Genomic DNA, 12533 nt, shown 5'->3' with positions numbered 1-12533 from the left:
GCTGATTAGAACTGGTAAACCAGACCCAGCGCTACGATGTCGTCGGTGTTGATGCCCGCATCGCGGGTAAAGTCGTTTTTATCCAGCAGGTTGATTTTGTAATCAACATAGGTGGACATGTTTTTGTTGAAGTAGTAAGTCGCGCCGACATCAACATATTTTACGATGTCCTGGTCGCCATAGCTGGCGCCGTAGCCGTTGCTGATGTCCTTACCTTTAGACTGCAGGTAAGCCACAGACGGACGCAGACCAAAGTCGAACTGGTACTGAGCAACCACTTCAAAGTTCTGCGCTTTGTTGGCAAAACCGTAAGAGTCGGACTTATTGTTGCCGTTAGAGGTACCAAAACGGGTTGCGTTATAGGTCTGAGAATACTGCGCTGCCAGATAGATGTTGTTCGCATCGTATTTCAGGCCGCCGGTGTAGACCGTAGCGCGATCGCCGTTACCATACAGGCGAGCGTCAGCGGTGTTGTTCTGATCGGCAGTACGTTTAGACGTGGTGATAGCGCCACCGACAGAGAAGCCTTCGCCGATTGCATAAGTCAGCGATCCGCCGTAACCGTCGCCGTTCTGGTTCAGCAGGCTGCGACCGTTGGTGTTTTCACCGCTCACGCTGCCGTTTTTGCCCTGATACTGTAACGCGAAGTCCAGACCATCCACCAGGCCGAAGAAGTCGGTGTTACGGTAAGTGGCATAGCCGTTACCACGTTGCTGCATAAAGTTGTCAGCGCCGTAGGTGTCGCCGCCGAACTCCGGCAGAACGTCGGTCCAGGAGGTCACGTCATAGGTTACGCCGTAGTTACGACCATAATCGAAGGAACCTGCGTCAGCGAATTTCAGACCCGCAAACGCCACACGCGTCCAGGAGTCGTTGCTGCCTTCAGTCTGGTTGCCCTGAATCTGATATTCCCACTGGCCATAACCGGTCAGCTGATCGTTAACCTGCGTTTCGCCTTTGAAGCCGATACGCATGTAGGTCTGGTCGCCGTCGCTGCCTTTGTCGTCAGAGAAGTAGTGCAGGCCATCAACTTTACCAAACAGGTCTAATTTGTTGCCGTCTTTATTATAAATTTCAGCCGCATTCGCTGCGCCTGCCACCAGCAGAGCTGGTACCAGGAGGGACAGTACTTTAACTTTCATGTTATTAACCCTCTGTTATATGCCTTTATTGCTTTTTTATGCCACTGCTTACTGGTTAACCCTCATTAACCAGTCGGCAAGTCCATTCTCCGCAAAAATACAGAATAATCCAACACGAATATGATACTAAAACTTTTAAGATGTTACAGTTATCTACATAGATGTTTCAAAATATGAATTTTACGGAACTTTTTTAAAGCAAAAATCAAGTAAAAATAAGCACAAATAGACAAAATATATTCACGAGACTTTTAAAATCAATGGGTTAAATTGATGAAATTCATAGCACTGAATGATAAAACAGAATCTTCATTCGCAACTAAAATAGTGACCGCTATCATCATTAACTTTATTTATTACCGTCATTCACTTCTGAATGTCTGTTTACCCCTATTTCAACCGGATGCTTCGCATTCGGTTTTTTTTACCCTTTTTCAGACACACCCGGCAGATTTATGCTACCTGCCTAAAACTATCACGGTTATTCACTACTCTCGCTGCTCTACCGTTCGTAAGACATTAGCAAATAATTTCTTGATATTTAGTGCTAAACATTTATAAGTAGTCTTTATATTTGTGCCGTTCTGCGAAGGTTGTACGCTTTTTCCGTCCCGCCGACGGAGCGCGTGTTAAGTTGCCCGGCATGACGTAAGAGTCTGGAAATTCATTCATTACCCTTTATACTGCCCTTCACCTTCAGCGTTGCTTTTACAGGTCGTAAACATAAATGAGTCAGTCTGACACAACGGTCTCTACCCGATTCTCCCTTCTACCGGGAAGCATTACCCGTTTCTTCTTATTGCTGATCATTGTGCTGCTGGTAACGATGGGCGTTATGGTACAGAGCGCCGTCAACGCCTGGTTGAAAGACAAAAGCTATCAAATTGTCGATATTACCCACGCTATTCATAAACGCGTGGATACCTGGCGGTATGTTACCTGGCAAATTTATGACAACATCGCCGCGACCACTACGCCATCGACAGGTGAAGGACTTCAGGAAACGCGTCTGAAGCAGGATGTGTATTATCTTGAAAAGCCGCGACGTAAAACTGAAGCGCTGATTTTCGGTTCCCATGACAGCGCCACGCTGGAAATGACGCAGCGTATGTCAACTTATCTGGATACGCTGTGGGGCGCGGAAAACGTGCCGTGGTCAATGTATTACCTCAACGGACAGGATAACAGCCTGATTCTTATCTCTACCCTACCGTTGAAAGATCTCTCTTCCGGCTTTAAAGAGTCCACTATTGGCAATATCGTCGATTCCCGCCGGGCAGAGATGTTGCAGCAGGCGAATGCGCTGGATGAGCGCGAAAGTTTCTCCTCATTGCGAAAACTGGCCTGGCAAAACGGTCACTATTTTACGCTGCGCACGACCTTCAATCAGCCAGGACATCTGGCGACCGTAGTGGCGTTTGATCTGCCCATTAATGATTTAATCCCGCCGGGAATGCCGCTGGACAGTTTTCGGATAGAGCCTGACGCAACCCAGGCGACGGGGCGAAGCAGTGAAAAGGAAGCGCCTGATAGCGTCACGATTAGCTTTAACGGTTCAAAAATTGAGATCTCCTCAGCGCTTAACTCTACCGGAATGCGCCTGATCTGGCAGGTACCGTTCGGTACGCTTTTGCTTGATACGTTGCAAAATATTCTGCTGCCTTTACTGCTGAACATCGGGCTGCTGGCGTTGGCGTTATTTGGCTACGCCACGTTCCGTCATCAGCCGGGACGGTCGACGGAATCGACATCCGGCAACGCGGCGAATAACGAGCTTCGCGTCTTACGCGCCATTAATGAAGAGATCGTTTCTCTGCTGCCGCTGGGTCTGCTGGTCTACGATCAGGAAGGAAACCGCACCGTGATCAGCAATAAAATCGCCGATCATCTGTTGCCGCATCTTAACCTGCAAAATATTACCAGCATGGCGGAACAGCATCAGGGCGTGATTCAGGCGACAATTAATAACGAACTGTATGAGATCCGTCTGTTTCGCAGCCAGATCGCCCCCCGCACGCAGATCTTTATTATTCGCGATCAGGACCGGGAAGTGCTGGTGAATAAGAAGCTTAAACAGGCGCAGCGTTTGTATGAGAAGAATCAGCAGGGCCGCGCCGCCTTTATGCAAAATATCAGCAACACGCTTAAAGAGCCCGTACGCCAACTGGCGGTTAACGCCGCGGCAGTCACCACGCCGGAAAGCCTGAAACTGGCGGATCAGGCGGATGTATTGGTACGTATGATCGATGAAATCCAACTGGCGAATATGCTGGAAAATGACGCATGGAAGAGCGAAGCAACGCTGTTCTCCCTGCAGGATCTTATTGACGAAGTCGTGCCGGAAGTGCTGCCCGCCATTAAGCGTAAAGGGCTGCAACTGCTGATTAATAACCATCTTAGCGGCAACGATGAACGCTGGGGCGATCGCGACGCCCTGCGCCGGATTTTGCTGCTGTTGATTCAGTATGCCGTCACGACGACCGCTATGGGTAAAATTACGCTTGAAGTCGAGCAAGATGAATCTATCGCGGAGCGTCTGACTTTCCGTATTCTGGATACGGGCGAAGGCGTGACGTTAAACGAGATTGATAATCTGCATTTCCCGTATATGAATGAAACGCAGGGCGACCGTTACGGCAAAGCGAATCCGCTCACCTTCTGGCTGTGCAATCAACTGGCGCGCAAACTGGGCGGTCATCTCAACATTAAAGCGCGGGAAACGCTGGGCACGCGCTATACCGTTCATGTCAAAATGCTTCCTCACGATCAGCATACTCAGGTCGAAGAGCGCCTGCTGGACGACGTGAGCGTGATGGTCGATGTGACGTCCAACGAGGTTCGCGCGATTGTGCTGCGTCAGTTAGAAAACTGGGGCGCCACCTGCATCACGCCGGATGAAAGGCAGATAAGTCAAGAATATGATCTCTTTTTAACGGATAATCCGTCTAATCTTACTGCCTCGGGCTTGCTTTTAAGCGATGATGAGTCAGGCGTGCGGAAAATTGGCCCGGGTCAGTTGCGCGTCAACTTTAATATGAGCAATGCTATGCAGGAAGCTGTACTACAACTTATCGAAGAGCAGCTGGCGCAGGAAGAGATTCCCGCCTCCCCGCTCGGCGGAGATGAAAATGCCGAGCTTCATGCCAGCGGCTATTATGCGCTATTTGTAGACACAGTACCGGATGATGTTAAGAGGTTGTATACTGAGGCGGCAACCAGCGATTTCGCTGCGCTGGCCCAAACGGCCCACCGCCTGAAAGGGGTGTTTGCCATGCTTAATCTGGTACCCGGCAAGCAGTTATGTGAAACGCTGGAACATCTGATTCGTGAGAAAGATGCTCCAGGTATAGAAAAATATATCAGCGACATTGACGCCTACGTCAAAAGCTTGCTGTAGCAAGGTAGCCCAATACATGAACAATATGAACGTAATTATTGCCGATGACCACCCGATTGTACTGTTCGGTATTCGCAAATCACTTGAACAAATCGAGTGGGTGAATGTTGTCGGCGAATTTGAAGATTCCACAGCATTGATCAACAATCTGCCGAAATTAGATGCGCATGTGTTGATCACTGACCTCTCCATGCCGGGAGATAAATACGGCGATGGGATCACCTTGATCAAGTACATCAAGCGTCATTTTCCGAGCCTGTCTATTATCGTTCTGACCATGAACAACAATCCGGCGATCCTGAGCGCCGTGTTGGATCTTGATATTGAAGGGATCGTACTCAAGCAGGGTGCGCCAACCGATCTGCCTAAGGCGCTGGCCGCGCTGCAAAAAGGCAAAAAATTCACCCCAGAAAGCGTTTCTCGTCTGCTGGAGAAAATCAGCGCAGGCGGTTACGGCGACAAGCGCCTGTCGCCAAAAGAGAGCGAAGTATTACGCCTGTTCGCCGAGGGCTTCCTGGTCACCGAAATCGCCAAGAAGCTCAACCGCAGCATTAAGACCATCAGCAGCCAGAAGAAATCGGCGATGATGAAACTGGGCGTAGAGAATGATATCGCGCTGCTCAACTATCTCTCTTCCGTTACCCTGAGTCCGACAGACAAAGAATAAATCGCTTTTACGTTACCCAGCCTGATGGCGCTACGCTTATCAGGCCTACCAGTCGACTCATCTTTTGCAGGCCGGACAGGCGACGCCGCCATCCGGCATTTTTTATGCCCGCGTTTTACGTACCCGCTCGGCATACACCGCCAGCGTCTGTTTCAACACATCCAGCGTCACAGGCTTCGACAAACAGCTGTCCATACCGGACTCCAGGCAACGTTGTTTCTCTTCCGCCAGCGCGTTCGCCGTCACGCCGACGACCGGCAGCGTCAGCCCAAGCTGACGGATACGCTGCGTCAGGCGGTAGCCGTCCATGTTCGGCATGTTCACATCGCTCAGAACAATATCGATAGCATTTTTACTCAGCACATTCAGAGCGTCCACGCCATCATTGGCTGTCTTACACTGATACCCCAGCGATCCCAATTGATCGGCCAGCAGACGGCGATTGATCGGATGATCGTCAACGACCAGAATCATCATATCGTCATTTGAATCTGCGGTTTTATCCGTCGTCGGCAATGCGCTGGAAAGCGCTTCACTATCCAGCTCAATACTATAGATACGCGCCAACAGCGCGGGCAACTCATGCACCGACGCCACACTATGCACCCACTCGCCCGGCGCTCTTTCCAACGGAATCCCGATATGACGGCGGCAAAAGACGACCGCCGCCCTCCCCTGCCAGGTATGCTCCAGCGCGTCATCGACAATCAAAATATCGTCAGCAGCGGGTTCTTGCCCTTCATAACGCTGCGTATGAACGCCGCTACGCGCCAGACTGGTCTCAATAAACTGGCACAAAGAAGTATTGCGCACCGCCAGCCAACAGCAGGTTCCGGCGAGTCCTTCCACGCTCTTTTTCACAGGGTATTGCGCGCCATAAAGCGGGATGCGCAGCGTAAACTGGCTTCCCATGCCAGGCTCCGAATCGACGGAAATATCGCCGTCCATCATGCTGATCAATTTTTCGCAAATCGCCAGCCCCAGACCGGTCCCCTGAAAGTTACGCTGTACGCCGGTTCCCACCTGGAAGAAGGGATCGAACAGGCGAACCACCTCTTTTGCCGGAATACCAACCCCGGTATCCCGCACGCGAATGCTGAGATAATCCCCATCACAGCGCACATGCAGCACGATGCAGCCAATATCGGTAAACTTAATGGCGTTGCTCAACAGGTTTGAAATGACCTGCTGTAAACGCATCGGGTCGCCGTTCAGCGATACCGGCACGTCAGGCTCAATAAAACAATACAGGCCGAGCTGCTTACGCACCACCAGCGGCAGATAATTGGCGGTGATATGGTTCATCACCTCTCGCGGTGAAAATTCGCGCGGCTCAATCTTTAGCTGTTCCGACTCAATTTTCGAGAAGTCGAGAATGTCGCTGATAATTTTCAGCAACAGACTGGAGGAGTTATTCATCGCCGTGACCAGACGATCCACGCCTTTTGGCAACTCTTTGGTTTGCAGCAGATCGAGATTGCCGATGATACCGTACAGCGGTGTGCGCAATTCATGGCTGACCGTTGCAAGGAACATGGATTTAGACTGGCTTGCCTGTTCCGCCGCCTGCGCCATCTCCTGCAGCGACTCTTCCATTTTGACGCGCGTACTCACATCTACCAACACGCAAATCGCGACGTTTTCATTACGATAGCGGGAATGGACGAAGCTAATTTGCAAATTGGTATTATTGCTGGTCAATACATCAACAAAGTTGACCTGCTGGCCGCAAATGATTTGCGTCAGGCGCTGTCTGTCTTCATGCGTGAGCATGTTCAGGTAGGTGTGCGCCAGTTCGTTACTCAGAATATTGACGCCATCAATAGTGCGCAGAATACAGATCCCCACCGGCGCGGAGGCGACGATTTTACGGTTGAACTGTTCATGCTCTTCCAGACGCTGGGCATCGCTCTCCGCCGGAATAAAAATTCGCCGCTCATACATCCGCGCAAGCGTAAACAGCCCTGCGCCCACCAGCACGTTCAGCAGGATAGCGTTCAGGATAAGAATACGAATACGCTCCAGGACTAAATCTACAGGCACAGAATAGACAATACTGAGCGAGGATGGCGGCAGGCTTTTTTTGAGTACCAGTTCGCGAAAACCTGGCGTATAACCAAACCAGGAGCGCTCCTGCATCCAGCGCGGCTCCGCTTTAATAATGCCGTCAGGACCGGCCAACGAAATCAGCGAATGGCCGTTCTCATCAATAATGGTGACGCCCATCGGCAAACTGCCCGGCGTGAAAAAATTTTCCATGCGGATGGACTGCTCGACGCCCAGCAGCGCCTGCAGACGGTTGGCCAGATACACCGGCGTCAGCGCATAAAAGTAGCCCACGCCCTGACGCGCGCCCTGGCTTATCCAGAAAAGGTTATTCCCACTTTCTTCTTGCGGCGCGTTGCGGTATTTCATAATCCGCTCATGTAACGCTTTTAACGCATCATCGCGCTCCACGGGCATTTCACGCAGGCCGAAATTCGCCATACAGAGGTTATCGCTGCCAATCAGGAAAACGCGGTTAAGATCATACGCTGCTGAAAAGTTGTCGCGCCAGTAACGCATAAACCAGGCCAGCGACTCCAGCGATCCGCGCCATGCGGAGCCCATCGCCGCACAGTCTGAGTCGGCGAATAGCGGTTCAAAGTCCGGCACCACCATTTTGTCATCACGCGCACGCGACGACATAACGCCGTTTTCCGCCGTTAAACGGTTCTCGGCAATATATTTGAGCTCTTTCATCACATCCGATGTGCGCTGGATAAAACGCTGCGCCTGATCGGAGCTAAGGTTGAACTCCTGACGAATTTCAGATTCCCGCTGGTGCAGGGCATTGACGATGTAAAACACCGAAACAAAGGCGATTAAGAGCCAAATGAGTAACGCTAACGCTCTGAATAAGTAGCGCGAGACTTTCAGCGTAGTTCGAAAGGAAGCAAGGTATTTCAAAGGGGCGAAGCTCCGCCTCAGGATGTAAATAGAGTGTGACTAAGGTAGCGGTAAATGACGTAGCCCGCAACGGCAAAGAAAAAGGGCCGGATATCCGGCCCTCGCACAGCAATAACATTACTCGTCAGCGTCATCCGCAACGTCGTCATCGCTTTCCGCTTCCGGGGCGATATCCTCATCCCCTTCCGCCACGCTGCCGTCGATAGCGTCGAGTTCTTCGTCATCTACCGGTTCAGCAACGCGTTGCAGACCCACCACGTTTTCATCTTCCGCCGTGCGGATAAGGATAACGCCCTGGGTATTACGTCCCACTACGCTGATCTCGGACACACGGGTACGCACCAGAGTACCGGCATCCGTGATCATCATGATCTGGTCGCAATCGTCCACCTGTACCGCGCCAACAACGGAACCGTTGCGCTCGGTCACTTTGATAGAGATAACGCCCTGCGTCGCGCGAGACTTGGTCGGGTACTCGTCCGCTGCGGTACGCTTCCCGTAGCCGTTTTGCGTTACGGTCAGAATAGCGCCTTCGCCGCGTGGGATGATCAGAGAGACGACTTTATCGTCTCCCGCCAGCTTAATACCGCGCACACCGGTCGCGGTACGCCCCATCGCACGGACGGCGTCTTCTTTGAAGCGCACCACTTTACCCGCGGCCGAGAACAGCATGACTTCGTCAGAACCAGAAGTCAGGTCAACGCCAATCAGCTCGTCGCCGTCGTTGAGGTTCACCGCGATAATACCGGCGGAACGCGGACGGCTGAATTCGGTCAGCGCCGTTTTCTTCACGGTACCGCTGGCGGTCGCCATAAAGACGTTGACGCCCTCTTCGTACTCACGAACCGGCAGAATCGCGGTGATACGTTCGTTCGCTTCCAGCGGCAGCAGGTTGACGATCGGACGACCGCGCGCGCCACGGCTGGCTTCCGGCAACTGATAGACCTTCATCCAGTACAGACGGCCCCGGCTGGAGAAGCAGAGGATGGTGTCATGGGTGTTGGCCACCAGCAGGCGGTCGATAAAGTCTTCTTCTTTAATACGCGCGGCAGATTTACCTTTCCCACCACGACGTTGCGCTTCGTAATCCGTCAGCGGTTGATACTTGACGTAACCCTGGTGAGACAGCGTCACGACAACATCTTCCTGGCTAATCAGATCTTCGATATTAATATCGGCGCTGTTGGCGGTGATTTCGGTACGACGCTCATCGCCGAACTGATCGCGAATTAACTCCATCTCTTCGCGAATCACTTCCATCAGGCGATCGGCGCTGCCCAGAATGTGCAGCAGTTCAGCAATCTGCTCCAGCAACTCTTTGTATTCGTCGAGCAGTTTTTCATGCTCCAGGCCGGTCAGTTTCTGCAAACGCAGATCCAGAATCGCCTGCGCCTGCTGTTCAGTCAGGTAGTACTGACCGTCACGCACGCCAAATTCTGGCTCCAGCCATTCCGGACGCGCGGCGTCATCACCGGCGCGCTCCAGCATCGCAGCAACGTTACCCAGATCCCACGGACGCGAAATCAGCGCCGCTTTCGCTTCTGCCGGCGTTGGCGCGCGGCGAATCAGTTCGATAATCGGGTCGATGTTAGCTAGCGCAATCGCCAGAGCTTCAAGGATATGCGCGCGGTCACGGGCTTTACGCAGTTCAAAAATAGTCCGACGCGTCACCACTTCACGGCGGTGGCGCACGAACGCTGAAATGATGTCTTTCAGGTTCATGATCTTCGGCTGGCCGTGATGCAGCGCCACCATGTTAATACCGAAGGAAACCTGTAGCTGGGTCTGGGAGTAGAGATTATTAAGCACCACCTCGCCCACCGCATCGCGTTTTACTTCAATCACGATGCGCATACCGTCTTTGTCGGATTCGTCACGCAGCGCGCTGATGCCTTCCACGCGTTTATCTTTCACCAGCTCGGCGATTTTCTCGATCAGGCGCGCTTTGTTCACCTGATAGGGAATTTCATGGACGATGATGGTTTCACGGCCCGTTTTGGCGTCAGCTTCAACTTCCGCGCGGGCGCGGATGTACACTTTGCCACGACCGGTACGGTAGGCTTCTTCGATACCACGACGACCGTTGATGATCGCGGCGGTCGGGAAGTCCGGACCCGGAATATGTTCCATCAGCCCTTCAATGCTGATGTCTTCGTTGTCGATATACGCCAGGCAGCCGTTAATCACTTCCGTCAGGTTGTGCGGCGGGATATTCGTCGCCATACCTACTGCGATACCGGAAGAACCGTTCACCAGCAGATTCGGAATTTTGGTCGGCATGACGTCCGGAATTTTTTCCGTACCGTCATAGTTATCCACGAAATCCACCGTCTCTTTTTCGAGATCGGCCATCAGTTCGTGGGCGATTTTCGCCAGACGGATCTCCGTATAACGCATTGCCGCCGCGGAGTCGCCGTCAATAGAACCGAAGTTACCCTGACCATCCACCAGCATGTAACGCAGCGAGAATGGCTGCGCCATACGAACGATGGTGTCATACACTGCGGAATCGCCGTGGGGATGGTATTTACCGATTACGTCACCAACGACACGGGCAGATTTTTTATAGGCTTTGTTCCAGTCATTGCCCAATACGTTCATGGCGTAAAGTACGCGACGGTGTACCGGCTTCAGGCCATCTCGGACATCCGGCAGCGCACGGCCAACAATGACCGACATCGCATAATCCAGATAGGAGCTCTTCAGCTCTTCCTCAATGTTGACCGGTGTAATTTCTCTCGCAAGGTCGCTCATCTAACCGCTATCCCTCTACTGTATCCCGGATTCAAAGGTCGCAAATTATAACACATTCGCCCACGTACTGGTAAACGGAATGCAGCCAGACAATGCTTTATTCAGGTGCCGCATGCTCTCTTCATTTATAACCGTGGTCTCGGCGTTTATCGGCGATCGGCTTCAGAGGCGACACAGGGGAGATCGGGGCCTGGCCAGGAAGAGGTTAGAAAATCAATACCTCCCGTGTATACCCGTCATACTTCAAGTTTCATGTGCGTTGGCAGCGAGTTACTCGGCCCATCCCTGGGCCTCTCCCCGTCGCGGTTAGCGCAAGCGCTGTTCAAGACGGTTAACCATTTTATCCTGCAACTCGAATTATTTAGGGGATATGCCGGGAGGCATAAACCATAATCAGTATCACCAGATGCTATTTAATCACATAGGCCAGATATTCTTTCACTACCTCATCGTTTAATTCCTGACCCAATCCGGGCTGTTCCGGCGCGACATAATAGCCATTTTCCGGCTGATAATCGTGGGTACAAAGTTCCCGAATAGATGCTTTCATCGCATTGGTATGATGCTCATGAATAATAAAGTTGGGAATTGCTGTTTCCATATGCAGCGCGGCTACCGTGGAAACAGGACCGCCGCAAACATGCACCTGTACAGTGGTGTCATAAATATTAGCATAGTCACAGATTTTCTTTCCTTCGGTAATTCCGCCGCAGAGACACAAATCAGGTTGAGCTACGGCAATAGACTGCTTCTCCAGTAATTCCCTGTATCCCCATCTTGTGTAGGAACGCTCACCAGTGGCGATTGGAATAGTTGTTGAACGGGAAACTTTCTGCATATTATCAGAATTTAATGGATGAATCGGTTCTTCATAAAGAAAGATACGATACTTTTCTATCGCCTTCGCAAATTGAATAGCTGAGTTTGTACCGAGAAGAGAATGGATTTCCACGATAATATCAGCATCATCCCCCATTGCTTCACGCATAGCGGCAATTCGCGCTTCCCCCATTTTTAATTGATCGGCCAGTAACAATCCTGAATAGTTACGATTTTTATTCTGAAAAACACAGTCATCGCCATTACGATCGATTTCGAGTGGATCCACTTTAATCGCATCATATCCATCGTCAAGAGCCGCACGCGCCGCCTCAGCATATTCATCAGGTGTCACTAATATCTGGCGTTTATCCCCCCAACCAAATTGTAACTGACTAGCATAGGTTCTTAATTTTTCATTAGTTTTCCCACCAAGGAGCTGATAAACAGGTACACCTAAATATTTACCTTTGATATCCCAAAGAGCAATATCAATAGCGCTCATTCCGGCATAAAAAACGTTTCCGCCCCCCATCCCCCAAAAAGTCTTTCTGAAAAAGAACTCCCAAATTTTTTCGATATTTAGTGGATCTTCACCCACAATCAATGGCGCCAGATCTCTGATGATCCCTACGCCAGCTTTAGCGCCTGCGCCATAGGCCAGTCCTACTTCGCCAATACCACTTAATCCTGAGTCGGTATTCACCCGGATAAGTACTGGATTATAGGAGGACATCGTTTGATCTCTTTTTTTTAATTCACAGTCAAAAACTTCAATAGACGTAATTTTCATAATTTCTCCATT

General features: G+C 51.2%; 6 protein-coding genes. 2 read left to right on the top strand and 4 right to left on the bottom strand.

The window, feature by feature from the left end:
- Positions 1 to 5 precede the first annotated feature (5 nt).
- Positions 6 to 1142 (bottom strand): porin OmpC, encoded by a 1137-nt coding sequence (locus tag OLG56_RS07505; RefSeq protein WP_000865520.1) that lies wholly within the window; start codon positions 1140 to 1142, stop codon positions 6 to 8.
- Positions 1143 to 1869: 727 nt separating this feature from the next.
- Here OLG56_RS07505 and rcsD point away from each other — a divergent pair.
- Together rcsD and rcsB are read left to right on the top strand one after the other, a co-directional pair.
- A complete protein-coding gene (rcsD, locus tag OLG56_RS07500; protein WP_000083201.1) occupies positions 1870 to 4539 on the top strand; it encodes a phosphotransferase RcsD in 2670 nt (889 codons plus the stop codon).
- 16 nt (positions 4540 to 4555) lie between these two features.
- Positions 4556 to 5206 (top strand): response regulator transcription factor RcsB, encoded by a 651-nt coding sequence (gene rcsB / locus OLG56_RS07495; protein WP_001061919.1) that lies wholly within the window; start codon positions 4556 to 4558, stop codon positions 5204 to 5206.
- Between the two features lie 102 nt (positions 5207 to 5308).
- On the opposite strand, the gene rcsC is transcribed toward rcsB, so the two are convergent.
- From rcsC to OLG56_RS07480, 3 genes are all read right to left on the bottom strand, one after another.
- The gene (gene rcsC / locus OLG56_RS07490) at positions 5309 to 8155 is read right to left on the bottom strand and encodes a two-component system sensor histidine kinase RcsC (RefSeq protein WP_000876070.1); all 2847 of its coding nucleotides are present in this window, start codon (positions 8153 to 8155) and stop codon (positions 5309 to 5311) included.
- Between the two features lie 117 nt (positions 8156 to 8272).
- Positions 8273 to 10909: a DNA topoisomerase (ATP-hydrolyzing) subunit A gene (gene gyrA / locus OLG56_RS07485; RefSeq protein WP_001281271.1), complete on the bottom strand. Its 2637-nt coding sequence runs from the start codon at positions 10907 to 10909 to the stop codon at positions 8273 to 8275.
- A gap of 409 nt (positions 10910 to 11318) precedes the next feature.
- Positions 11319 to 12521: a mandelate racemase/muconate lactonizing enzyme family protein gene (locus tag OLG56_RS07480; RefSeq protein ID WP_000705581.1), complete on the bottom strand. Its 1203-nt coding sequence runs from the start codon at positions 12519 to 12521 to the stop codon at positions 11319 to 11321.
- Positions 12522 to 12533 lie beyond the last annotated feature (12 nt).

Source organism: Salmonella sp. 2018103 (assembly GCF_026247685.1).
In the GTDB taxonomy this organism is placed as follows: domain Bacteria; phylum Pseudomonadota; class Gammaproteobacteria; order Enterobacterales; family Enterobacteriaceae; genus Salmonella; species Salmonella enterica.
This window is presented reverse-complemented; position numbering and strand designations above follow the sequence as displayed.

Coding starts and splice junctions, on each gene's coding strand:
- rcsD (WP_000083201.1), top strand. CDS start 1,870: ATGAGTCAGTCTGACACAACGGTCTCTACCCGATTCTCCCTTCTACCG.
- gyrA (WP_001281271.1), bottom strand. CDS start 10,909: ATGAGCGACCTTGCGAGAGAAATTACACCGGTCAACATTGAGGAAGAG.
- rcsB (WP_001061919.1), top strand. CDS start 4,556: ATGAACAATATGAACGTAATTATTGCCGATGACCACCCGATTGTACTG.
- OLG56_RS07505 (WP_000865520.1), bottom strand. CDS start 1,142: ATGAAAGTTAAAGTACTGTCCCTCCTGGTACCAGCTCTGCTGGTGGCA.
- OLG56_RS07480 (WP_000705581.1), bottom strand. CDS start 12,521: ATGAAAATTACGTCTATTGAAGTTTTTGACTGTGAATTAAAAAAAAGA.